The organism is Klebsiella sp. OBRC7 (assembly GCF_000293135.1).
GTDB classification, from domain to species: Bacteria; Pseudomonadota; Gammaproteobacteria; order Enterobacterales; family Enterobacteriaceae; genus Klebsiella; species Klebsiella michiganensis.
In genome coordinates, this window is record NZ_ALNJ01000146.1 from 160763 (window position 1) to 183977 (window position 23215).

General features: G+C 54.5%; 19 protein-coding genes. 15 read left to right on the forward strand and 4 right to left on the reverse strand.

Going from position 1 to position 23215, the window contains the following annotated elements:
* Window positions 1-163 precede the first annotated feature (163 nt).
* The 3 genes from HMPREF1144_RS28445 (at window position 164) to HMPREF1144_RS28455 (ending at window position 3518) form a co-directional block, all read left to right on the forward strand.
* On the forward strand, window positions 164-1234 hold the full coding sequence (locus tag HMPREF1144_RS28445; RefSeq protein ID WP_009654785.1) for a LacI family DNA-binding transcriptional regulator: 1071 nt from the start codon (window positions 164-166) through the stop codon (window positions 1232-1234).
* A gap of 385 nt (window positions 1235-1619) precedes the next feature.
* Window positions 1620-2054, forward strand: a complete 435-nt coding sequence (locus HMPREF1144_RS28450) for a GNAT family N-acetyltransferase (protein WP_004851221.1) — start codon at window positions 1620-1622, stop codon at window positions 2052-2054.
* 237 nt (window positions 2055-2291) lie between these two features.
* Window positions 2292-3518 (forward strand): diguanylate phosphodiesterase, encoded by a 1227-nt coding sequence (locus tag HMPREF1144_RS28455; RefSeq protein WP_042928677.1) that lies wholly within the window; start codon window positions 2292-2294, stop codon window positions 3516-3518.
* On the opposite strand, the gene HMPREF1144_RS33165 is transcribed toward HMPREF1144_RS28455, so the two are convergent.
* The gene (locus HMPREF1144_RS33165; protein ID WP_128910224.1) at window positions 3515-3721 is read right to left on the reverse strand and encodes a hypothetical protein; all 207 of its coding nucleotides are present in this window, start codon (window positions 3719-3721) and stop codon (window positions 3515-3517) included. The genes HMPREF1144_RS28455 and HMPREF1144_RS33165 overlap by 4 nt on opposite strands.
* The gene (gene iraP, locus HMPREF1144_RS28460) at window positions 3690-4001 is read right to left on the reverse strand and encodes an anti-adapter protein IraP (protein ID WP_004851215.1); all 312 of its coding nucleotides are present in this window, start codon (window positions 3999-4001) and stop codon (window positions 3690-3692) included. Before iraP ends, HMPREF1144_RS33165 begins: the two co-directional genes overlap by 32 nt.
* Before the next feature lie 590 nt (window positions 4002-4591).
* Between iraP and HMPREF1144_RS28465 the strand changes: the two genes are divergently transcribed.
* Window positions 4592-5569 (forward strand): DUF1852 domain-containing protein, encoded by a 978-nt coding sequence (locus tag HMPREF1144_RS28465; protein WP_009654753.1) that lies wholly within the window; start codon window positions 4592-4594, stop codon window positions 5567-5569.
* A 27-nt stretch (window positions 5570-5596) separates the two neighbouring features.
* Window positions 5597-6628, forward strand: coding sequence for a methionine synthase (locus HMPREF1144_RS28470; protein ID WP_004851211.1), 1032 nt, complete (start codon window positions 5597-5599; stop codon window positions 6626-6628).
* 134 nt (window positions 6629-6762) lie between these two features.
* Here the strand turns inward: HMPREF1144_RS28470 and HMPREF1144_RS28475 are convergent, their stop codons facing one another.
* Window positions 6763-7041 carry a hypothetical protein gene (locus tag HMPREF1144_RS28475; protein WP_009654759.1) on the reverse strand — a complete coding sequence of 93 codons (279 nt, stop codon included), beginning with the start codon at window positions 7039-7041 and terminating at the stop codon, window positions 6763-6765.
* Window positions 7042-7486: 445 nt separating this feature from the next.
* On the opposite strand from HMPREF1144_RS28475, the gene HMPREF1144_RS28480 reads away from it, so the two are divergent.
* From HMPREF1144_RS28480 to HMPREF1144_RS28495, 4 genes are all read left to right on the forward strand, one after another.
* Window positions 7487-9163, forward strand: coding sequence for a ShlB/FhaC/HecB family hemolysin secretion/activation protein (locus tag HMPREF1144_RS28480; RefSeq protein ID WP_042928681.1), 1677 nt, complete (start codon window positions 7487-7489; stop codon window positions 9161-9163).
* A 53-nt stretch (window positions 9164-9216) separates the two neighbouring features.
* A complete protein-coding gene (locus HMPREF1144_RS28485; RefSeq protein WP_009654802.1) occupies window positions 9217-14550 on the forward strand; it encodes a DUF637 domain-containing protein in 5334 nt (1777 codons plus the stop codon).
* A 78-nt stretch (window positions 14551-14628) separates the two neighbouring features.
* Entirely contained in the window at window positions 14629-14934 is a 306-nt protein-coding gene (locus HMPREF1144_RS28490; RefSeq protein ID WP_009654710.1) for a DUF596 domain-containing protein, read from the forward strand.
* 120 nt (window positions 14935-15054) lie between these two features.
* Complete coding sequence (locus tag HMPREF1144_RS28495) at window positions 15055-15285, forward strand: hypothetical protein (protein ID WP_009654795.1); 231 nt, start codon at window positions 15055-15057, stop codon at window positions 15283-15285.
* A gap of 224 nt (window positions 15286-15509) precedes the next feature.
* On the opposite strand, the gene ftrA is transcribed toward HMPREF1144_RS28495, so the two are convergent.
* The gene (gene ftrA / locus HMPREF1144_RS28500) at window positions 15510-16517 is read right to left on the reverse strand and encodes a transcriptional regulator FtrA (protein ID WP_009654775.1); all 1008 of its coding nucleotides are present in this window, start codon (window positions 16515-16517) and stop codon (window positions 15510-15512) included.
* A gap of 67 nt (window positions 16518-16584) precedes the next feature.
* On the opposite strand from ftrA, the gene HMPREF1144_RS28505 reads away from it, so the two are divergent.
* From HMPREF1144_RS28505 to urtD, 6 genes are all read left to right on the forward strand, one after another.
* Complete coding sequence (locus HMPREF1144_RS28505; RefSeq protein WP_004851202.1) at window positions 16585-16977, forward strand: rhodanese-like domain-containing protein; 393 nt, start codon at window positions 16585-16587, stop codon at window positions 16975-16977.
* A 148-nt stretch (window positions 16978-17125) separates the two neighbouring features.
* Entirely contained in the window at window positions 17126-18229 is a 1104-nt protein-coding gene (locus HMPREF1144_RS28510) for a cobalamin-independent methionine synthase II family protein (protein WP_009654760.1), read from the forward strand.
* 176 nt (window positions 18230-18405) lie between these two features.
* The gene (urtA, locus tag HMPREF1144_RS28515) at window positions 18406-19677 is read left to right on the forward strand and encodes an urea ABC transporter substrate-binding protein (protein WP_009654687.1); all 1272 of its coding nucleotides are present in this window, start codon (window positions 18406-18408) and stop codon (window positions 19675-19677) included.
* 84 nt (window positions 19678-19761) lie between these two features.
* Window positions 19762-21336, forward strand: a complete 1575-nt coding sequence (urtB, locus tag HMPREF1144_RS28520) for an urea ABC transporter permease subunit UrtB (RefSeq protein ID WP_009654771.1) — start codon at window positions 19762-19764, stop codon at window positions 21334-21336.
* The gene (urtC, locus tag HMPREF1144_RS28525) at window positions 21336-22409 is read left to right on the forward strand and encodes an urea ABC transporter permease subunit UrtC (RefSeq protein ID WP_009654726.1); all 1074 of its coding nucleotides are present in this window, start codon (window positions 21336-21338) and stop codon (window positions 22407-22409) included. The genes urtB and urtC overlap by 1 nt, the downstream gene beginning before the upstream one ends.
* Complete coding sequence (urtD, locus tag HMPREF1144_RS28530) at window positions 22409-23206, forward strand: urea ABC transporter ATP-binding protein UrtD (protein WP_009654783.1); 798 nt, start codon at window positions 22409-22411, stop codon at window positions 23204-23206. The genes urtC and urtD overlap by 1 nt, the downstream gene beginning before the upstream one ends.
* Window positions 23207-23215 lie beyond the last annotated feature (9 nt).

Below are 23215 nucleotides of genomic sequence, written 5' to 3' on the forward strand. Positions count from 1 at the left end.
TATAAATTTGTTATCAGTTATTTTCGTCAAGGCCGCAATATTGGCGAAAATGAAACCTACTGGCGATCACGAAAAGCTGGAAAAAGGGCTGATTTTTGTCGTCCTTTAAACATAAAATGTTAGCGGACGACATTGAGGGTTCAAAATAGGGAAGGAGCGCGCTATGCAGCGTCGATCGGCAACGCTAGAAGATGTGGCCCGCGAGGCCGGGGTATCCCAGCAGACGGTCTCCCGAGTGCTGAATAATCCGGACGTGGTGTCTGAAAGAACCCGCGATAAAGTGATCCGCGCGATGCAGGCGCTGCGCTATGTGCCGAACCGTTCTGCGCAGCTGCTGGCGGGGAAATCCGCGCCGTCGATTGGCCTGATTACCGCCTCGCTAACGCTGCACGCGCCTTCGCAAATCGCCGCGGCGGTGAAAAGCTATGCGGGTTTGCATCAGCTTGAAGTTTCAATTGCGATGCCGGTGCAGATCGATTATCCGTCGCTTCAGGCCAGGCTCAATGAGTTTCGCGCCCAGCATATCCGCGGCGCGATTATCAGCCTGCCGCTCGAAAGCAGTCTTGCGGAGCGGCTGGTGGCGGAGAATCCCGACATTGCCTGCCTGTTTCTTGACGTTTCGCCGGAGGCCGACGTTTGCAGCGTGCGTTTCGATCACCGCGACGGCTGCGGCGCCTGCGTACGTCATCTCTGGGACGCCGGGCACCGCGAGTTCGGCCTGCTTGCCGGGCCGGAAAGTTCGATTTCCGCGCGTATGCGCCTGAGCAGCTGGCGCGAGGCGCTGCACCGGCTGGGGGTCAGTAATGCGGTGACGGTGTTTGGCGACTGGAGCGCCGCCAGCGGCTGGCACAAAACGTTTGAGCTGCTGCATCATCATCCGCGCATTAGCGCCATCGTGGTGGCTAACGATCAGATGGCGCTTGGGGTGCTGAGCGCGCTGGCGCAGCTTAACCGCACCGGCAGCCAGGCTATCTCGGTCACCGGCTATGACGATACCGCGGACAGTCTCTATTTCCAGCCGCCGCTGACCACCGTCGCCCAGGATTTTAATGTTCTCGGGAAACGGGCGGTCGAGCTGCTTATCAAGCTCATGTCCGCTCCGCAGATGAAGATCCGCGAGCTGCTGCCGACGCGCCTGATTATCCGCCACTCCACCTGGCCCTGCGCGGGCGCCAGGCAGGAGGAGAAAGAGGGTCTTGTCGCGCAGATCAAAGCGCTGGTGGAAAAGCTGTAAGCAACGGTCCGTTTAGCTTTCATTGATGTTGCGCGTGATAGCTTATCGGACAAGCGTACTCAGGGGGTTATGCTCTGAACGTAAAAATGCAAAACACAATCTATCCATGCAAGCATTCATTCACCGCCAGTCACATGGCGGTTTTTTTTTGCCCGTTTTCGGTCGTTGGAACATGGCGTTATTTTATTTAATTCTGCTAGCAGGGCGATTACTCGCCGCTGTTAAGCATAAATGCGCTGTTTTCACGCCGCGGTGTCAGAAAATTTCCCCGGCTTATACTTTTTTATCCAGCATAAAATGCTGTTGACCGGGGCGGCAGGGCGCGCTTTTTTTAGCGCCATTCGGCTATGCTGAAAGCCAAAGCAGGCGAGTGAAAGGCAACGTCATGATGATATTAAAAGATAAAGAGCACGTGGACTCGGTTGACTGGCTGACGGTGGCGGAGATTATCGCCGCCGCAGGTCTCAATCAGCGGGACGTCGCGCTGGTGGAGCGTGCGTTTCGCCATAGTACCTTTTGCTGGTTTGGCTATGAAAACGGGCAGCTTATTGCCGTTGCCCGGGCGATTAGCGACCTGACCTGGTGCAGCTATCTGGCGGATGTCGCGGTGCACCCGCGCTGTCAGGGAAAGGGGTACGGGCAGCAGCTGATGCAATCGGTCAGCGATCGGCTGCGGCCGTTCGGCAAAACCTTCATCTACTCGGTGGTGGATAAAGTCGGCTTTTATCGCCGCTTTGGTTTTGAAACGCTGACCACGGGCATGGTCTGCGCCAGCGAAGAGGCGATAGCGCGTATGCGCGAGCAGGGATTTGTTGGCTAGTAAATACCGCTTAAAAAAACGCATTTACCAAACGGTTTAAATGGCTGCTGAATGAATCACTGCCATTACCCGCGCCGCTGAGGATTATTTCGCTGACCCTTGCCGGTTGCTGCCGTAAATAATCGGATAAACTTAGTCGGCTACAGCCGGTCCAGTTAATTATGACAGATAGCCTGGGTTAAAAGGGTAAACTGTGTTACACAGTTCCATTCTCCTGGCAAACATCTGGATGGGATTATGCTGACAACTCTGATTTACAGAAGTCAGATGCATTTAACACAAGAAACCGATCTCATACTGCTGGTTGAAAAAGCAAATACTGAGAACGCAGCACGCGGGATTACGGGCATACTTCTTTTAAAAGATAATGTTTACCTTCAGATACTTGAGGGGGATGAGTGCGTGCTTGAGCAGCTATTCAGCACGATAAAGCAAGACGATCGCCACTATCAGGTTGTCGAGCTGATGCGTGATTACGCGCCGCGCCGGCGCTTTGAAAACGTAGGGATGATGTTTTTTGACCTGAATAAACTGCAAGCCGCTGACGTCCTGACAAAGGTTCGCCAGCTTAGCCAGCTGAAAGGTTATCTTTCCACCGAAGAGCGCGTCTATAAATTTATCCATACTTTTATCAGTCAAAAAAGCGCTGCCGCGCCGTCACCCTTTTTACGGCCTGACAAATGGTCGCTTCATTCGCGTAAACATGCATTTCATGCGCCGCGAGAATCGTTTTTTGCCGGTCAATGCTGTCAGTTTGCTTTCCAGCCCATTATCGAACCATTGGCCGGGAATATCACTTCGCTTGAAGCGCTTATTCGTGATAAAGACGGCGGTAGTCCCGCTAATTTCTTTGCCTCGATTCCGCCAGAGCAACGTTATGAAGTTGATCTCAAAGCGAAATCAGTTGCCTTTGCCCTGGCGAAGGAAATCAATATTGGCGACCATAAAATATCCATTAATATCCTTCCGATGTCTCTGGTTGTTATTCCTGATGCCATTGAATACCTGTTGCAGGAAATAAAAAAACAGGGTCTTGAACCCGAACAGGTGATCGTGGAGGTGACGGAAGATGAAATGATCTCCGGTTTTAGCCAGTTCAGCAGCGCGATAAAAAAACTGCGCGTCTCTGGTATGGGGCTGGCAATTGATGACTTTGGCGCCGGTTATGCTGGACTCTCGTTGTTGACAAAAATTCAGCCTGATAAAGTTAAAATCGACCGCGAGATTATTACCGACATCCATCAGAGCGGCCCTAAACAAGCGGTGGTCAGATCGATCATCAACTGCTGCCGTGAACTTGAGATTGCGGTGGTTGCTGAAGGCATAGAGCGGATAGAGGAGTGGTGCTGGCTCGAATCTGCGGGTATCAAACGTTTCCAGGGCTTTTTATTTGCCATGCCGAAAGTTAACGGCGTCGGTGACATACGCTGGCCCGGGGAAAAAGTGAAGCCTGATTTGCCTTAATGTACCGAGCGGTTTGCCTCCAGCAGCAGCGCAGGCGAGTAGACAAAGCGTATTCCGCCTGGAGTATCCCTATTTTCTGAAGCTGAACCGGCCAATAGTTGCTGATGGCCGGTAAGCTCATGACTAACCGCAAGTCCTGCATATTCCCAATCTATAACAGACTGACCTTTGTTAATCATCGAGCCTGTCATGACTGATTTCATCTTCGTGGGTGCTTATCAACTGCGTGAGCGCTATTTGTTCCTGAAACTTGGTCAGAAGCAGTTCTGCGTCCGTCTTCAGAACGTCTTCAGATGATTCCAGTACTGAATTTATCGCTTTCGTTACGCTGCTAACTAATTCCGCGACGCCGCCTTCCTTGCCGATAGCGAGCATCAGCGCGCTAATGAGCAAAGACTGCGCCTCGACCTGGGCAGCAAGCTGCTTACTTTCGGCATCCATGGCGGAAATTTTAGCAATTATGCTGAGAATGACATTATTCATTGTATCCCTCAAATCAATAAGTTAGAGCGGGTTGTTGATGGCTATATTCGCTGTTGATAATCCGAATTAACCATAGAACATAAATATGCCAGAAAAAATATCGGTAGCGTTAGTCAGGTTTTGGACATCACCAAACTAAAGCATGAAAACGCGCCGGTCCCACTTCCATATTCCTCCAACGATCGCGCCCGACAGAGCGCAAAGGAGCATGAAGAGTGCGGTTGTTGAAAAGAAAGACGCCAGGCTTGAGGTCGTGTTTAGCCTGGCCGACCTCTGATGTTTCTTGCTTCAGCATCAACTCATACAGGCGACAGGAAAATGTGCGGATGTTTAACCGGCAGGACAAGCTCGTTGGCAAGAGCGGCTGGATCTGTCCAACGAGATACAGCATGGGCTAACGTCAGACCATGAATATGGCTCATGTTGTAATGAAATTAACTCGCTTTCACTCATCTAATGGCTCTGGCATAACATGCTGTATTCGATATAGATAATATGAAGATGAAGACTGCTTATGGAAGCCTGCGCCAGCCTGCAACCATCAGAAAGGACTGCAGTTTTTATCTCAGAACTTAGGATGCACATCTGCGATGAATCAACAATTTACCTTTACTATTAAACGCACTCTCTTTGATGAAAACTATAACCCCTCAGAAAATACGCGTATTACAACCAACTTTGCTAATTTAGCCAGAGGGGAAAATCGCCGGGAGAATCTGCGCAATACGTTAGCCATGATAAACAACCGTTTCAACAACCTGGCGCATTGGGATAATCCCAAAGGCGATCGCTACGCGGTTGAGCTGGAAATTATTTCAGCCGAAATGAAGTTCAACGCCACCGGCGATACCTTTCCGGTGATTGAAATATTGCAAACCAGCATTATTGATAAAAAGACCGATGAACGTATTGAGGGTATCGTTGGCAATAATTTCTCTTCGTACGTTCGCGACTACGACTTTAGCGTATGGTTGTTAGACCATAATAAAGGACGCGCAGGTTTTAGCCTTCCTGAAGGATTCGGCGATTTGCACGGCAACATATTTAAACATTTCGTCAATTCAGCGCAGTACAAGGCCAATTTCAAAAAATCACCGGTCATTTGCCTTAGCGTCTCCAGCAAAGACACCTATCACCAGACCGGAAATCAACATCCTGTCCTGGGGCTCGAATACCGGCCAGATGGGTCATCGTTGACTGAGCAATATTTTGGCAAAATGGGCCTGAAGGTTCGCTACTTTATGCCGAAAAACAGCGTTGCGCCCTTGGCCTTTTATTTCTCAGGGGATTTGCTGAGCGATTACACGAGCCTTGAGCTGATTAGCACCATCAGCACGATGGAGACGTTCCAGAAGATATACCGCCCGGAGATCTACAACGCCAACTCTGCCGCAGGACTCTGCTATCAGCCCGATCTGCATCATCAGGACCATTCATTAACCAAAATTGTTTACGATCGTGAAGAGCGCAGCCAGCTGGCGGTAGAGCAGGGGAAGTTTACCGAAGAGCACTTTATTAAACCGTATAAAAATATTCTGCAGCAATGGTCTGCTCATTACGCTCTTTAAGACATCGCATATATAAGGCTATCGATAATGACAAAATTATTACCCACTTCAACGGCTGGCAGCTTACCGAAACCGTCCTGGCTTGCAGAGCCTGAGAAACTGTGGTCCCCATGGAAACTGCAGAATGAAGAGTTAATTGCCGGGAAAAAAGACGCGCTGAGCCTGTCCTTATTCGACCAACTGCGCGCCGGCATCGACATCGTCAGCGATGGCGAGCAAACCCGTCAGCATTTTGTTACTACGTTTATTGAGCACCTCAGCGGCGTCGATTTTGAAAAACGCGAAGTCGTTAAAATCCGTAATCGCTACGATGCGAGCGTTCCGACCGTCGTGGGCGCCGTCGAGCGTCAAAAACCCGTTTTTGTCGAAGATGCGCGTTTTTTACGTCAGCTCACCAGCCAGCCGATTAAGTGGGCTCTGCCGGGTCCCATGACCATGATTGATACGCTCTATGACAATCACTATAAGAGCCGCGAAAAACTGGCCTGGGAGTTTGCGAAGATACTTAATCAGGAAGCCAGGGAACTGGAGGCCGCCGGCGTCGACATTATTCAGTTTGATGAGCCAGCCTTTAATGTGTTTTTTGATGAGGTCAATGATTGGGGCATCGCGGCATTAGAAAGAGCGATTGAAGGGCTTAAATGCGAAACCGCGGTCCATATTTGCTATGGATACGGCATCAAGGCCAATACCGACTGGAAAAAGACGTTGGGAACGGAGTGGCGCCAATATGAAGAAGCGTTCCCTAAGCTACAAACATCCAACATTGATATTATCTCACTGGAGTGCCATAACTCGCGGGTGCCTATGGATCTGCTCGAGCTGATTCGCGGTAAAAAAGTGATGGTTGGAGCCATCGACGTGGCGACCAATGCGATCGAAACGCCGGAGGAAGTCGCCGCGACCTTACGTAAAGCGCTGCAGTTTGTGGATGCCGATAAGCTTTATCCTTCAACCAACTGCGGCATGGCGCCGCTATCGCGTCCGGTGGCGAGCGGCAAGCTCAATGCGCTAAGCGCCGGGGCGGAAATTATCCGCAGGGAGCTGCAGGCTAAATAGAACCCTGGCAAAGGGCTGGAAGCCTCGACGCAGCTGACAGATGTCCAGCGAATGGTATGTAAGGTATGCGAGATGCTTCTGGCTCAGATTTCATCATTCGCTGACCGGGCATAATCAGTACGTCGTGCCGGGCGCTACTTAAAATATTTATCGAGGGGATCGTGATGGCGGTATTTTCGGAAGAAAAACAGCCAGTAGACAAAACCCAGAATAGCGCCCAGCCCGGCAAACTGCAGATAAAGTATTTTACGTCGGGCAAGCAGGTCCATAAATGAATATGCGCCTTTCCACATATCAATAATGCCACCGTTTATCATCAGGTCTGTAAACAGCGCAAGCCCCGGCAGAGCAACCGCGTACGCCGCCATAAGGTATAAAAGCGCCGCAAGCCTCATTTTGGTATTGATGTGCATGTGCCGTTCCTTGTCCGTGTTTTTAAAGCATAACATAGCTCATCAAGAACCAGCCTGCGATCGGCATTAGCCGATGCGGACACGATCGTTGGCACCGAAAGGACCATTTGGGTATGAAATCCAGATGGTCCTTACTACCTGCTGCTAGTGACTATGATCTCTGAGAAAGATGGTTAATACATCCTGTCATCTCGTGTTTTCATTCAAACCCGCTATCAACAAATAAAGATAACCCAACCATATGCCCTGGCAGCGTGAAAAATCCGCTGCTTGTCGCATGCATAAGATCTATCGAACAATACTTTGTATTTAAGGTGAAGGTTAATTTCAAATCATGGAGGCTAAATTTTCGGCGCAAATATCGAATAAATGTGAAAATCAAATGGAAATCTAATTGCAAATCATTACATTTGATTTCACAACATTTCAGAAAACGGAGTTTTTGATGTCGTGTCTGTCCTCTGCCAGGTATGGGCTTCTGCTGGGCAGTCTCATTGCAACAGCCCTCCCGGCAGCGCCCCTGAGTCCTGTGGACCAGAATGTCATTGAGCAACAACAAAAGGCATTGCTGGAACAGACGCAACAGCAGCGCGACATGCTCCGCCATTCCACATCCGAGCCCTCTCTCCCGGAAGCAACCCCTTCAGAGCCGACTGGTCAGTGTTTTCAGCTCCGGCATATCCGGCTGGAGAACGTCACAGTGCTCCCGCGCTCTGCCGTGCGAAAACTGACGACCGTCCCGGCATCGGGTTGTATGACGCTCCCGGATATCCGGGAGCGGGTGCGGGATGTCACCCAGGACTATCTTTCCCGGGGATTCATCACTTCACGCGCCTGGCTACCGGAACAGGATATTTCCGGAGGAACGCTGGTCATTGCCGTCACAGAAGGGAAGGTGGAAGCCGTTACGCTGGGTGGTCATGAGGAAAATGCCATCAGGATGGCTTTTCCCGGGGCGGAGGGCCGGGTACTCAATCTCCGGGATACTGAACAGGGTCTGGAGCAGCTTAACCGTCTGAACTCACGTCCACTGACCGTGGATATTTTGCCGGAGAGCCGGGAAGGTTTTTCCCGGGTAACGCTGGTACCGGTCAGCCAGCATTTTCCCGTCAGTCTTGATGTGGGCGCAGATAACAGCGGGCAGAAAAGTACCGGTAGCGGACAGCTGAATGCCCGCCTGACGGCAGACAATGTGATGAGACTGGCTGACCAGTGGACGCTGGCCGCAGGCAGGGACAGTGAGTTTCACCATGACAGACGCAGCCGTAATATTCAGGCCGGCGTTTCGGTTCCTTACGGGTACTGGCTGTTCAGCGCGCAATATGCGTGGTCTGATTTTTATCAGACGCTTTCTGTTGGTGGAGCCCCGCAGCACTGGCGCTATGAAGGCACCGTGCAATCACAGCGGCTGGCCGCCAGCCGGACACTACTGCGTGACGGTAAGCAACGTCTGGCGCTGGATGTCGCCTTATCCCGCCGGGAAACCGAAAACCGGCTGGGCAGCGTACGTCTTGACGTCAGCAGCCCGACGCTCAGCAGCGTGACTGCCGGACTGAGCTACAGCCGGAGTATCGGTGGTGGTTACCTCACGCTGGGCCCGTCCCTTTCTCACGGCGTCCCGTTCGCCGGCGCGACGCGGGATGACCCGGCGCATCCCGGCCTGCCCCGCAGCGAATTCCGGCGCTTCAGCGTTAGCGCAAGCTGGTTTTACCCCATGACATCCTCTGTGTACTGGCTGACCTCAGCCTGGGGGCAGACCACGCCTGACAGACTTTATGCCAGTGAGCAACTGTCCGTCGGAGGACAGTATTCGGTCAGGGGGTTTAAAGAGCAATATCTCAGCGGCAACCGCGGCGGCTACTGGCGCAATGAACTGACATGGCAATGGATGACGGTGCCGGGCGTGGGGGCATTCTCAGCAACGGGTGCACTGGATACCGGGCATGTCATGCGCCAGGAAGGGATAAGCGACGGCGGTACGCTAACAGGCGCTTCCGTCGGACTGGAGCTGGCTGGTCGCAGGCTTAGCCAGTCCCTGACGCTGGGGCTGCCGCTGTCGTACCCCGACAGACTCACTCCGGATAAACACGTGGTTTACTGGCGGGCCACCGTTTCACTTTAACTGCCGGCACACAGCAGGGGCTATGACGGCTCCTTGATACAGGATGTTCTGACATGGATAAACTCGCACATCCGCTGGCCCGTGGGGCCAGCTGGCTGCTGATATACCTCACCGCCGTTCAGCCTCTGCATCCCGCCATTGCCGCGGGTATCACTGCCGCGAATGGCAACACTCAGGTCGTGATGAAACCCGGTAATGTCCCGGTGGTGAACATCGCCACGCCCAACGCGGCCGGTATATCGCACAACACCTACCAGGATTTTAACGTGGGAACGCCGGGCGCGGTGCTAAATAACGCCACGCAGGGCGGGAAAACACAGCTCGGCGTCACCATCGACAACGGCAATGCCAGACTCAAAGGTAAACCGGCCGAACTGATTATTAACGAGGTGACCAGCGGCAACCGTTCTGAACTGAAAGGCAGGCTGGAGGTCTTCGGCAATAAAGCCGGCGTGATGATTGCTAATCCCAATGGCATCACCTGTGATGGATGTGGTTTCATCAATACCCCGTCAGTCACTCTGACGACGGGCAAACCGCAGTTTGATAAACAAGGGGCGCTCGATGCCCTTGAAGTCAAAAAAGGTGCGGTGATTATCGGCGGTAACGGCCTGGATGGGGCCGGTGCTGAATATGTTGACGTCATCAGCCGGGCCACTGAACTGAACGGCAAAATTAACGCGAAAACCCTCACCCTGACTCAGGGAGCGAACCGGGTCAGCTTTAAGGATGGTACGGTAAAACCCATTGCCGGTGAGGGGGCAAAGCCTCAGCTTGCCGTCGATACAAAGGCGCTTGGTGGCATGTATGCCGGTAAAATCCGCCTGGTCGCCACTGAAGCCGGGGTCGGCGTCAACCTGAGCAATGTGATCTCAACTCAGCGGGACATTTCCCTGACGACGGCCGGAAAAATCACCCTCAGTAATGTTAAGGCGCAGACTGATCTGAACGTCAGCGGGCGGGATATCGTCACGCCAGCCGGGTTCAGCGTGCGCGCTGAACGTGATATGACGCTGGCGGCGACCACAGTGGACAACCGGAGCAGCACCACTGCTCACGGAGATATGCGGGTATTTGCGTCGACGGTGCGCAATACGGGCAATGGTGCGTCATTACACAGCCATAAAAATCTGTGGATACAGAAGGATGCCCAAGGTAACAAAGCCACTCTGGTGGAGAACCGGTCGGCTCGCATTCAGACCAATACGGGTGATCTGGTAATACGCTCAGAAAAGCTGGATAACATTCGTGATATTCTGACTTACGAATGGAAAGATATCAGTCCCAATTCAACTGCATTTGTTAATCTTCCACAATTCCGTACTATCAGTGCTATCAGGCATGCTTCAGGAAATATTACTCTTGCTGATGTGATCTACTGGGATGCGACATTAGGCGGCAAATGGTTTGGTACTGCTAATTTTAACCAGTCGGACCTGGTCAATACAGCCAGAAAAGAATACCGGCGAACCGCTACATCGTCCGCAGCCTCCATTCAGGCTGGCAGAAATGTTTATCTCAATACCACTTATCTGACTAATAACGAAAGTCTTATAAAAGCAAATCAAGATCTGATTCTCACTGGAAAAACGTTTAATCATATCAGTGGCATCACCGGTACCAGGGATACCTGGTCCTCATATAATACGGCGTATCGTCCATCTAATACTGCGTCACCTGCGGTTCCGGAAAATCAGTTAACTATTGCCGGGAAACAAAATAAAACTTATACGTTCCAGAAAACCGGCGAGATCAATAGTTGGAAAAATCCAACGCTCTCCCCCGCAATACTCTCTGCCGGTGGTAATCTGGTGGCTGATTTTTCTGAACGTATTGAGAGTACTGAACCTTATGCCACGAATGTCCAATATTCAGAGGTGATAGGCCGTCCGGATACGATGACGGCGAGAAATATCCTGCTGCGCGCCGGAAGCATTGTTACCACCGATGTGATGAAGGCCTCAGGGGATATTACCTTACAGTCAGACCGTGGCACAAAAATGGCGCTGGCGCTGATGACGGCCGGAAAGGATATCTCGGTTCTGGCGGGCGTAAGTGTTGAGTCCTGGCAGAGTGAGCTCAAAGGACAGAACATTACCCTGGTCAGTCGCGGCGGTGATGTCACCTCTCATACCAGCGAGTGGCCCAACTTTTTCCATTCTGACGGGCTACGCTGGCTGGGAAGCCTGGAGGCTTCACGTGATTTATCAGTCACGGCAGGTGGCAATATTCTGCTCAGGAATACGCGTTTTCCTGTCCTGAGCCAGAATATTTCTCTGGTTGCGAACGGGGATATCACGTTTGATAAAAATGACGCCATGCTGTGGAACGGGCGACCTGGTGCAGTCCTTACCTACGCCCGCAAGCAGGAGCTGTTTAACCGGATGTTACCGGGAGAGCCGCTGCGTGCTTCGGGTGATATCACCCTGAGCGGCCGGCGTCTGTCTTTGTATGGTGCAGGGCTCGAAGCCGGCGGGAATATCAGCCTCTCATCGGCTGCCAATACTGACCTGAACATGCGGAGCCTGAGTGACCTCTACAGTGAGTTTTTTCCGGACAGCCGGATACCTGAATTACGCAGCAATGTGAAAGCAGGAGGTAATCTGCTCATCAGCTCAGCGGCAGATATCGGCGTGCAGGGTGCTCATATTGTCGCCGGGAAAACCGCGACGCTGCAGGCAGGGAAACTTCTCTGGCTGGGCGCATACGGATATGGCGTAACGGACAGCAGTAATGACAATAACAGGGATGAACTCAACGTACTGACCCGTCTGCACGGTGCGAAAAGCCTGACACTGGCGGCAAACGGCGGTATCCAGGCTGACGGCAGTACGCTGAACTCTGACGGTAACATCACGCTGACATCCGGCGGGAATATGCAGTTTCAGTCCGCCCGGGGGACGGTATACCGTGAGTCAGGGAACAGCTGGACGGAAAACGTCAGCCAGACGGGCGTCACGCTGAATTCAGGTGGAGCACTGACGGTTATCTCGGGTGGCAGCATTCTTTTTCAGGCATCGCGTTTACTGGCAAAAGGGGCGATGGATGTTGCAGCAAAAGGTGGTTGGCTCTATGCCCAGGCGATGGAAGAGTCCAGTCATTATGAACGTCAAACTACGAAGAGAAAGTGGTGGGGTAAGAAAACGACCGTCAAACAAACGAAACGCACCACTACCAACCGGGTGACGGAGTTTATTGCGGGAGGCAATCTCAGCCTGCTGAGCCGCGATGACAGTACCTATGAAGCCAGTAAAATCGAGGCAAAAAAGAACGCCACGCTGACCAGTACCAACGGAAAAGTCAATTTCCTGGCCGTGAAAAACACCACTTTCGAACAGACTGTCAGCACCTCGAAAGGCTTCTATATCAAACAGGCAAATAAAGGCTACAGTGAAGGAAAATGGGTGCTTCCGTCAGTTTATGCTGGCGGAAAACTGACGGTTAACGCGGCCAGCGGTATCAGTGCCGATATCAAAGCGAAAAATGGTCAGGCTTTGCAGGGCGCGATTACTGCTCTGGGCGCGCTACCCGGAACAGAGTGGCTGAAGGGACTGAATACACGCAGCGATGTTCAGTGGAATACAGTTAAGGATGCTTACGACAGCTGGAATTATAAAAGTCAGAGCCTGAATCCGGCAGTGGCGGCAGTAATCGCTATCGCAGCAGCTGCGGCCACCGCAGGCAGTTCACTGGCGGCGACAGTTGCATCTTCAGTAACTTCCACCGTGGGTGGTGGCGCAGTAACGACCGGCGCGGTTACAGCCGGGATGTCTTCGCTGGCTGCACAGGCCGCCGTGGCACTGGTGGAAAATCAGGGAAATCTGTCAAAAACGCTGTCGGCGCTGGGAAGCAGCAGTTCGGTCAAATCGCTGGCCACCTCTATGGTTATCGGGGGCGCGCTGGCGGGCTTTGATAAGGTCATGAATATTGATGTTCCGCCCGACAAGGCCCAGTTACCGGCGCTGGTCAAAAACGAGGGATGGGGAAAAATCGTCCAGCGCGTGGCCGGGCAGTCGGTTATCAGCTCAAGCCTGAACACCGCCATCATTGGCGGCAGTTTTAAGGATAACCTGACTAATGCCCTGCTGGCGAATATTGGCAACCAGATTAATGCCGAAGGGGCCGGGCTGATTGGCGATAACGGCGAGGTTCTGGGTATACCTGGCAAGTCGCTGAGTCATGCGGTGGTTGCCGGTATCAGCGCTGAAATTGGTCGTGGTGACGGGAAAGGGGCCGCTGCCGGAGCGCTGGCTGCGGAGCTTGCCGGGGTTGTCATGCAAAGTTCTTTGTTTGAGCCGGCTAATCTGAATGAACGGGAACGTCAGTTACTGCGGTTGCAGGAAGCCTTAAATGGTAACGAGGCAAAAGAGCAGACGGCTCGCGTGATTGGCGCATTGACCGGGGCACTGATTACGCACACACCCGAAGGTGTATACAGCGGTGCGGACAGTGCCCAGAACGTCTATCGCTACAACATGACAGAGCATATGCTGCAGCAGTATGCCCTGGATAATCAGCGAGATATTCTGGCAGCGAGTAAAGGAGATACGGCGGCGGCGAAGCGTGTTCAGGCACGGCGAGAGGCAGCCTCGATAGTGGCAACCATAGGTGGCGGTGGTCTGGTACTCGCTGTGGGAGGGGTGACTCTGGTGGGGGCTGCACCTGAGTTGGTTCTGGCCGCACGACTGGCGATTGCCGGGTGTAAAACCAACCCCGCGCTTTGTCTGAATCAGGCGGGTATTTATGCGGCAGACATTGTGGCACCAGAGGCCATCATTGGTACAGGCGCTATAACGGCTGGCAGCACATTGATTCTGGGTAAAACCGAAGACAGCATGAAGACGCTGGGTCGACAACTGGTGAACGTTTTCGATGAGTTTAACCAAACTAAAAGGTTCAATACCCAGCCTGTTGCCAGCTTTATCAAAGGAGAAACAGCCTCCGGGGCTAATCTTTCTACGAAAACGGCAGATTATGTCAAAAGCCTGCAAAGAGATAACACTGCCAAATTAGTAGGTGTTTTTAATAAACAAAATCCAAACGCTGAATTAAATGTTTTTGGGAAATCTTTACAGCAAGTTTTGGGCCCCGGAGGGAGTGACACAAGGGGTAGGACTAAAGTTTTTGCTTCAGAAAAATTGACTGAGGATGAAATTATTAGTTTTGCTACATCTTTAACTGGTGGAATACCATTTAAAGAGAGCGTTCTTTCTGAAGGGAGGCTGATGTATGCAAAGATAAACGATAATCAAACAATCAACATTCGGAATTTTTCAACTTCCTCAGAGATAACTGGAGCAAGATGGACAATTGAAATCATTGGGAATGCTGATATTAAATCTGTCTCTAAGACATCATTGAATAGATTTGAAGTGAAATTTAGATAGGGGAGAGGTACAGTGACATATTTAACCGAAGAACAATACCAGGATCGGAAAGAGTTACTGCGAGGGGCTTCTACGACTATGTTATGGAAAAATATCGACCCAGATAGTGTTGATGGCGTCTATAAGCTAACTTATCAAGAAGAAAAAGCGCTTTATATCTGGTTCATTTGGCGTTTATTGGAAGATGGTGAGATCAAACTTGCTCGCCACGGGAAGTTTCTCCCTGGAAGCATCGACAAGCAGATTGAGGTTTTTGAAAGGGCATTTCCTAAAACTGAGGATGATATGAATTGTGATGCATTTGAGGGATTTTGGTTTCTAAGTGAAAATTGTCCGGCTGGAATTGTCTGGATTCATGAAAATGGCTATCAGGATTGGACTTAGTAAAGATATTTTAACATTCTACCCGCACTTTAATATGGGAAGGATAACATGATGATCTTCCCATCGAAAACAGGGTAAGTAAAACCTGGAAAATCGGGTCTTTTTTATGTTACCGGGGACATGCTCGACATTGAAAAAGACCCACTTAGCCTCGTGTCGACAGGTCTGACGGGAGCACCGCTTATCAGTGCTGAAATTGGTCGTGATGACGGGAAAGGGGCCGCTGCCGGAGCACTCGCTGCCGAGCTGGCAGCAATTACTCTCGGTCAAATATTCGTTGAACCAGCGACGCGGAATAATCAGATTCAGTCTGCAGGAAGGATTGTTGGAGCAATCACGGGGCTGCTGTAACGAACTCATCCGGCGGAGCAAATAGTGGCGCTAATGCTGCAGAAAGTGTGCTGCGATATAATTTTCTGATGCATGATGAGCCAGTCAGGATGGAAAAAAAACTGGCTGACTGGAGAGGAAATAATGGTTGCGAAGTCGATGTGCACAGGGAATGGCACAATTATCAGCCCAAAATGAGAATACCGAATGGTAAAAGTGTGAGGCTACGTCCTTGCTCATGCATACTATCTTTTTCTGTCACCCAGCGCGCTTTTCCTGTACTGCAACGGGCTAAGGGCAAACTGCTGGCGGAAGTGATGGCGCAGGGTGCTGGCGTGTGAGAAACCGCAAAGCTCGGCAATCTGCTCAACGCTCAGCCGGCTGTGGGTTAAGTGCTGCGTGGCGCGCTGAAGGCGCTCATCAAGCAGCCAGCGGGCGGGGGTTTTGCCGGTGGCGTCTTCGAAACGGCGTAAAAACGTGCGCTGCCCCATGCCGGCTCTTTCCGCCAGCGAGGCCACGGTGTGGCCAGCGGCGAGATTCTGGTGCAGGAAATCAAATAATTGCCCCAGCCGCTGGCTCTCCCGCGCTTTGGCCACCGGGCGAACAATCTGCTGCGCCTGCCCGCCGTCGCGATGGGGGGAAACCACTAACCGTCGGGCGACAAGATTCGCCGCTTCGACGCCGAAGTCCTCGCGCACCAGGTGCAAACATAAATCGATACCCGCGGCGCTGCCTGCGGAGGTCATGACGCCTTCGGCGCCGACGTACAGCACGTCATCGATCACCTCAATACGCGGAAACCGCGCCCGCAGCTGGTCGGTATAGCGCCAGTGGGTGGTCGCCTGGCGGCCGTTCAGCAGCCCGGCCGCGGCCAGAACGAAAACCCCGGAGCAGATAGAAATTATCCGGCAGCCTCGCGCATGGGCGGCGACCAGCGCCTCGCACAGCGCTGGCGGCACGGGGGAGTCAATACCGCGCCAGCCGGGCACCACGATGGTGTCCGCTTCGCCTAACAGCGCCATACCGCCATCGGTCATGAGCCGAATTCCGCCAGTTGCCCGCAGCTCACCGTCGTCGACGGCGGCCACGGCAAAGCGATACCATCGATCGCCCATCTCCGGGCGCGGCAGGCCGAAGATCTCTACGGCGACGCCAAATTCAAAGGTACACAGGCCATCGTAGGCGAGGGCAACAACCCGGTGGTGTGACAACGTCACGGATGGGATTGTCAGGATTTCAGCGTTTTCAGTCATGGTTCTCGGCAGATGTCGCGCAGGCGGTTAATTAAAGTAGTGGTATCACAGACAAGGAGAAGATGCCATGAGTGTTGTAACCGCTATTGCCCCCGCCAGTTCTACTGACGCCGCCGCCTGGTTTCGTCATAAGCTAAGCCTCGAGACCGACTGCGCCGATGTCTACAGCGCGATGCGCGAAGGAGAAGTGGATTTTGTTCTGCTGCACGTCGTCGGCAGTGAGGAAACCTTTGCCCGTCGTCATCTCCCGGGCGCCCTGCATTTACCGCACCGACAAATTGATGAAACCAGAATGGCGCAGTGGCCTGATGACACGCTGTTTGTGGTCTACTGCGCCGGGCCGCACTGCAACGGGGCGGACGTCGCCGCCATGAAGCTGGCTCTGCTGGGGCGCCCGGTAAAAATGATGCTCGGCGGCCTGACCGGCTGGGAAGATGAAGGGCTGCCTTTCGCAAAATGAATTTATTTCATGTGCCATGAAATATTGTCGTTTGCCGATGAATCCTCTGCATGCCAGTATCTGGACATATAGACATCCAGAAGTCTAAATATTCAAATAATGAACTATCACGGCGGGCAACTACCTTGCCTGCCGCTAAGGAGACACCATGCAACGTCATCAGGCCCCGTTCCGCGCAGATATCGTCGGCAGTTATTTACGTCCTGACGCCATCAAACAGGCCCGCCTGCAGCTGGCCGCAGGCGCTATTGACGCGCAGCAGCTGCGGCAGATAGAAAATGAGGCGATTCGCGATCTGGTGCAGCAGCAGTGCGAGTGCGGGCTGCACGTGGTGACCGACGGCGAGTTTCGCCGCGCGTGGTGGCACTTTGATTTTTTTGACGGTTTACAGGGCGTTGAGCGCTACGATTCAGAAAAAGGTATCCAGTTCAACGGGGTACAGACCAAAGCGCACGGGGTTCGCGTCACCGGTAAACTGGCCTTCGGCGATCACCCGATGCTGGAAGATTTTCGCTATCTGAAGAGCGTCAGCGGCAGCGCGCAGCCGAAAATGACCATTCCCAGCCCGAGCGTTTTGCACTTCCGCGGCGGACGCAAAGATATCGACGCGACCGTATATCCGGACCTCGCCGACTATTTCGATGATCTGGCAACCACCTGGCGCGACGCCATTCGCGCCTTCTACGATGCGGGCTGCCGCTATTTACAGCTTGATGACACCGTCTGGGCCTACCTCTGCTCCGATGAGCAGCGACAGCAGGTTCGCGATCGCGGCGAAGATCCGGATGAACTGGCGCGCATCTATGCCCACGTTCTGAATAAGGCCCTGGAAGGGAAGCCGGAGGACCTGACCGTTGGCCTGCACGTGTGTCGCGGTAACTTCCGCTCGACCTGGATCGCCGAGGGCGGCTACGAGCCGGTAGCCGAGGTGCTGTTTGGCGGCGTTAACATCGACGCGTTTTTCCTCGAATATGATAACGACCGCTCCGGCGACTTCGCCCCGCTGCGCTATATTCGTCCCGGCCATCAGCAGGTGGTACTGGGGCTGATCACCACTAAAAACGGCGAGCTGGAAAACCCGGAAGGCGTGAAGGCTCGTCTGCGGGAAGCGGCGCAGTACGTCCCGCTGGCGCAAATTTGCCTCAGTCCGCAGTGCGGTTTTGCTTCCACCGAAGAGGGTAACTCTCTGACCGAAGCCCAGCAGTGGGATAAAGTCCGCCTGGTCACCGGCATCGCCGCACAGGTCTGGTAATATCTTCATAGCGCAGCGTTGCACTATTTTAAGGCAACGCGGCGCATCCCCCTTTATTTCTCCCGTATTCCGCCGCGCTTTCAGGCAATTTCGCAACCTGGCATCGTTTTTGCCTTATCACTTCCGGTTAGTCGTTAATTCATTTTTTGTTTTTGCGCTATTCAGGAGTGACACACATGCAGCGTCGTACAATATTAAAAGCTTTTGCTCTCTCCGCCTCTGTTATCAGCATGGGCTTCTCCCTGCAGGTTTATGCCGCCGACACCATTAAAGTCGGCATTATGCACTCGCTTTCCGGGACGATGGCGATTTCTGAAACCCCGCTGAAAGATGTTGCCCTGATGGCTATCGATGACATCAATGCCAAAGGCGGCGTGCTGGGTAAAAAACTGGAACCTGTCGTGGTGGACCCTGCGTCAAACTGGCCGCTATTCGCCGAAAAAGCGCGGCAGTTGCTGACCCAGGATAAGGTGGCGGCGGTGTTCGGCTGCTGGACCTCCGTATCGCGTAAATCGGTTCTGCCGGTATTCGAAGAGCTGAACGGTCTGCTCTTCTATCCGGTACAGTACGAAGGCGAAGAGATGTCGCCGAACGTCTTCTACACCGGCGCGGCGCCAAACCAGCAGGCGATTCCGGCGGTGGAATACCTGCTGAGCGAAGACGGCGGCGGGGCGAAACGCTTCTTCCTGCTGGGTACCGACTACGTCTATCCGCGCACCACCAACAAAATTCTCCGCGCTTTCCTGCACGCCAAAGGCATCCAGGATAAAGACATCGAAGAGGTGTATACCCCGTTCGGCTATAGCGACTACCAGACGATCGTCGCCAATATCAAGAAGTTCTCCGCCGGCGGTAAAACGGCGGTGGTTTCTACCATCAACGGCGATTCCAACGTCCCGTTCTATAAAGAGCTGGCTAATCAGGGCCTGAAAGCGACGGACGTGCCGGTTGTGGCCTTCTCCGTGGGCGAGGAGGAGCTACGCGGGATTGATACTAAACCGCTGGTGGGCAACCTCGCGGCGTGGAACTACTTCGAGTCCGTCGATAACCCAACCAACAAACAGTTTGTTGCCGACTATCGCGCTTACGCCAAAGCCCATAAGCTGCCGAACGCCGATACCGTCGTAACCAATGATCCGATGGAAGCGACCTGGGTTGGCCTGCACATGTGGGCGCAGGCGGTGACCAAAGCGGGCACCACCGACGTGGACAAAGTGCGCGAAGCGATGGCCGGGCAAACCTTTAAGGCGCCGTCAGGCTTTACCCTGACCATGGATGCCACCAACCACCATCTGCATAAACCGGTGATGATCGGCGAAATCGAAAGCAACGGCCAGTTTAACGTGGTCTGGCAGACCGAAGAACCGGTACGCGCCCAGCCGTGGAGCCCGTGGATTGCCGGTAATGACAAAAAGCCCGATCACCCGGTGAAAACCGCCAGCAACTAAGCGCCAGACCCCGGCGCTGCGCCGGGGTGATTGACTCAGTCCTCCGGGCCCAAAGCCCGGAATTCCCCGAAAAGGAGAACGACCATGAACGCATTGCGCCTCATGTGTTACTTCGCGCTGCTCATGGTGTTGCTACCGTGGCGGGCGCAGGCAGCGGACGCCGACGATTTTGTGGCGGCCAATCGTAGCCAGCAGGCTCAGCTGCTTGAACGGTGGGCCGCCGCGCCCGAAGCCTCGCGTTTACCGCTGCTGCGGGCGCTGAAAAGTGAAACATTACAATCCGATAGCGGCAGTCATGCGTTCAGCAAACAGGGCGACAGCCTGCTGGCGCTGGGCGCGGTTCCGGCGCCCGTCGGCCCAACAAAACCGGTACGCCTGACCAACCGCCTGCGTAACCTGGCGGCAGGCGCGCTGGCGACACATCTCCTGGTCAGTGACAACGTCACGGAAAGGGCCGCGGCGGCGAAAACCCTGCAGCGCGAAGCGACGCCAGAGATGGCGGGGCTGCTACAGCAGCGTCTGACGGCGGAAACCGACGGCGCGGTGAAGTCGCAGCTGGAAATTGCGCTGGCCCGTTTACAGCTTGTCAGTCCTCAGCCCGCACAGCGGCTGGCGGCCATCGCTCTGCTCGGCCACTCCGGTGACCCGGAAACCCAGGCGCTGCTGACGCCGTATACCGATGCCCGGTATGAGCCGGACCCGGCGATTCGTGCGGCGGCCCAGGAGAGCCTGAGTAAAATCCAGCACCGCCTGCTGCTGGGCGATCTTCTCGGCCAGGCTTTTATGGGCCTCTCCCTCGGTTCGGTCCTGCTGCTCGCCGCGCTCGGTCTGGCCATCACCTACGGTCTGCTCGGGGTGATCAATATGGCCCACGGCGAGATGCTAATGATTGGCGCCTACAGCTGCTGGCTGGTTCAGCAGGCGCTGGCGCAGCTGGCGCCGCAGTGGCTGGCCTTCTATCCGCTGATTGCGCTGCCGGTGGCGTTCCTGATCACCGGCGGTATCGGTATGGCGCTGGAACGCACCGTGATCCGTCATCTGTACGGGCGCCCGCTTGAGACGCTGCTCGCCACTTGGGGGATCAGCCTGATGCTGATCCAGCTGGTACGGATGCTGTTTGGCGCGCAGAACGTTGAAGTGGCTAACCCGGCGTGGCTCTCCGGCGGCGTGCAGGTTCTGCCGAATCTCATTCTGCCGTGGAACCGTCTGGCGGTGCTGGCTTTTGTGCTGCTGGTGCTGCTTTTTACCTGGCTGACGCTGAACAAGACCCGGCTAGGGATGAACGTGCGGGCGGTGACACAAAACCGCGCGATGGCGGCCTGCTGCGGCGTGCCCACCGGACGCGTCGATATGCTGGCGTTTGGCCTCGGTTCGGGGATCGCGGGGCTGGGCGGCGTCGCGCTGTCGCAGCTCGGTAACGTCGGGCCCGAGCTGGGCCAGGGCTACATTATCGACTCCTTCCTCGTGGTGGTGCTCGGCGGCGTTGGTCAGCTGGCGGGCAGCGTGGCGGCGGCGTTTGGTCTTGGCATCTTTAACAAAATCCTCGAACCGCAGATGGGGGCCGTGCTGGGCAAAATCCTGATCCTGGTACTGATTATTCTGTTTATCCAGAAACGTCCCCAGGGACTGTTCGCCCTCAAAGGGAGGGTTATTGACTAATGAGCCAACCTATTACCTTAACGCTGGCGCGTAAAGCGCCGCGCCCGCTACGCTGGCTCGGCGTTGTGCTACTGCTGGGCCTGCTGAGTATGCCGTTTCTGGCGCTGCTGCCCGCCTCGCATCCGCTGGCGGTCTCCACCTGGCTGTTGACGCTCACCGGCAAGATCCTCTGCTACGCCATTGTCGCCGTGGCGCTGGATTTGGTCTGGGGCTATGCCGGGATGCTCTCGCTCGGCCACGGGATCTTTTTTGCTCTCGGCGGCTACGCCATGGGCATGTATCTGATGCGCCAGGCGGCGGGCGACGGATTGCCGGCCTTTATGTCGTTTTTGTCGTGGAGCGAGCTGCCGTGGTTCTGGTGGGGCACCCAGCATTTCGCCTGGGCTATGCTGCTGGTGGTGCTGGTGCCCGGCCTGCTGGCGCTGGTTTTCGGCTGGTTTGCCTTCCGCTCGAAAATCAAAGGCGTCTATTTTTCGATTATGACCCAGGCGCTCACCTACGCCGGGATGCTGCTGTTTTTCCGTAACGAAACCGGCTTTGGCGGTAACAACGGTTTTACCGGCTTTACCACGCTGCTCGGTTTCTCCGTCACCGCCATCAGCACGCGGGCGGCGCTGTTTATGGCCACGGTACTGCTGCTGTTGCTCACCCTGTGGATTGGCTATTTGCTGGCGCAAAGCAAGTTTGGCCGCGTGCTGACGGCGGTGCGCGATGCTGAAAACCGCCTGATGTTCTGCGGCTACGACCCGCGCGGCTTTAAGCTGCTGGTATGGACTCTTTCAGCCGTACTGTGCGGCCTGGCGGGGGCGCTGTACGTGCCGCAGGTCGGGATCATCAACCCCAGCGAAATGTCGCCGACCAACTCTATCGAAGCGGCCATCTGGGTGGCGCTTGGCGGTCGCGGAACCTTAATCGGCCCGGTGCTCGGCGCGGGGCTTGTCAACGGCGCGAAAAGCTACTTTACCGTGGCGATGCCGGAGTACTGGCAGCTCTTTCTGGGGCTGATTTTTATTATCGTGACGCTGTTTTTACCGCGCGGCGTTATCGGCCTGCTGCGTAAAGGAGATCGCTGATGCCATTGGATGAAGAGCTGTTTACCCGCCAGCTGCCGACGGACCGCTTTCGCGAGCAGACCGATCCGGTACTGCAGCTGGAAGAGATTAACGTCAACTTTGACGGTTTTCAGGCGCTGACCAACCTGTCGCTGCAGATTGGCGTGGGCGAGTTACGCTGCGTAATTGGGCCGAACGGCGCCGGTAAAACCACCCTGATGGACGTCATCACCGGCAAAACCCGGCCGCAGAGCGGCAGGGCGCTTTACGATCAGTCGGTGGACTTAACAACCCTCGATCCCATCGCCATCGCCCGCCAGGGCATCGGACGCAAGTTTCAGAAACCGACGGTCTTTGAGGCGCTAACGGTGGCAGAGAATCTCGAACTGGCAATGAAAGGTGATAAATCGGTGTGGGCCAGCCTGCGGGCGCGCCTGAACAGCGAGCAGGCCGACCGAATCAGCGAAACCCTGCGCCTGCTGCGGCTGGAGGGCGAACGCTATCTTCCGGCGGGGCTGCTGTCTCACGGGCAAAAGCAGTTTCTGGAAATCGGCATGCTGCTGGTGCAGGAGCCGCATCTGCTGCTGCTGGATGAACCCGCCGCCGGGATGACCGATGCGGAGACAGAATATACCGCCGAGCTGTTCCGAACCCTTGCCGGGCAGCATTCGCTGATGGTGGTCGAGCATGATATGGGCTTTGTCGAGACCATCGCCGACAGGGTGACGGTGCTGCATCAGGGACAGGTGCTGGCGGAAGGGTCGCTGCGCGAAGTGCAGGCCAACGAACAGGTGATTGAAGTTTATCTCGGACGCTAAGGAGCGCGG

What these genes read in the sequence shown, in the direction of transcription:
- HMPREF1144_RS28450 (WP_004851221.1), top strand. Translation starts at nt 1,620, where the DNA reads ATGATGATATTAAAAGATAAAGAGCACGTGGACTCGGTTGACTGGCTG.
- urtD (WP_009654783.1), top strand. Translation starts at nt 22,409, where the DNA reads ATGCCATTGGATGAAGAGCTGTTTACCCGCCAGCTGCCGACGGACCGC.
- HMPREF1144_RS28455 (WP_042928677.1), top strand. Translation starts at nt 2,292, where the DNA reads ATGCTGACAACTCTGATTTACAGAAGTCAGATGCATTTAACACAAGAA.
- HMPREF1144_RS28480 (WP_042928681.1), top strand. Translation starts at nt 7,487, where the DNA reads ATGTCGTGTCTGTCCTCTGCCAGGTATGGGCTTCTGCTGGGCAGTCTC.
- ftrA (WP_009654775.1), bottom strand. Translation starts at nt 16,517, where the DNA reads ATGACTGAAAACGCTGAAATCCTGACAATCCCATCCGTGACGTTGTCA.
- urtA (WP_009654687.1), top strand. Translation starts at nt 18,406, where the DNA reads ATGCAGCGTCGTACAATATTAAAAGCTTTTGCTCTCTCCGCCTCTGTT.
- iraP (WP_004851215.1), bottom strand. Translation starts at nt 4,001, where the DNA reads ATGAATAATGTCATTCTCAGCATAATTGCTAAAATTTCCGCCATGGAT.
- HMPREF1144_RS28485 (WP_009654802.1), top strand. Translation starts at nt 9,217, where the DNA reads ATGGATAAACTCGCACATCCGCTGGCCCGTGGGGCCAGCTGGCTGCTG.
- HMPREF1144_RS28475 (WP_009654759.1), bottom strand. Translation starts at nt 7,041, where the DNA reads ATGCACATCAATACCAAAATGAGGCTTGCGGCGCTTTTATACCTTATG.
- urtB (WP_009654771.1), top strand. Translation starts at nt 19,762, where the DNA reads ATGAACGCATTGCGCCTCATGTGTTACTTCGCGCTGCTCATGGTGTTG.
- HMPREF1144_RS28445 (WP_009654785.1), top strand. Translation starts at nt 164, where the DNA reads ATGCAGCGTCGATCGGCAACGCTAGAAGATGTGGCCCGCGAGGCCGGG.
- HMPREF1144_RS28470 (WP_004851211.1), top strand. Translation starts at nt 5,597, where the DNA reads ATGACAAAATTATTACCCACTTCAACGGCTGGCAGCTTACCGAAACCG.
- HMPREF1144_RS28505 (WP_004851202.1), top strand. Translation starts at nt 16,585, where the DNA reads ATGAGTGTTGTAACCGCTATTGCCCCCGCCAGTTCTACTGACGCCGCC.
- HMPREF1144_RS28510 (WP_009654760.1), top strand. Translation starts at nt 17,126, where the DNA reads ATGCAACGTCATCAGGCCCCGTTCCGCGCAGATATCGTCGGCAGTTAT.
- urtC (WP_009654726.1), top strand. Translation starts at nt 21,336, where the DNA reads ATGAGCCAACCTATTACCTTAACGCTGGCGCGTAAAGCGCCGCGCCCG.
- HMPREF1144_RS28490 (WP_009654710.1), top strand. Translation starts at nt 14,629, where the DNA reads ATGTTATGGAAAAATATCGACCCAGATAGTGTTGATGGCGTCTATAAG.
- HMPREF1144_RS33165 (WP_128910224.1), bottom strand. Translation starts at nt 3,721, where the DNA reads ATGAAATCAGTCATGACAGGCTCGATGATTAACAAAGGTCAGTCTGTT.
- HMPREF1144_RS28495 (WP_009654795.1), top strand. Translation starts at nt 15,055, where the DNA reads ATGCTCGACATTGAAAAAGACCCACTTAGCCTCGTGTCGACAGGTCTG.
- HMPREF1144_RS28465 (WP_009654753.1), top strand. Translation starts at nt 4,592, where the DNA reads ATGAATCAACAATTTACCTTTACTATTAAACGCACTCTCTTTGATGAA.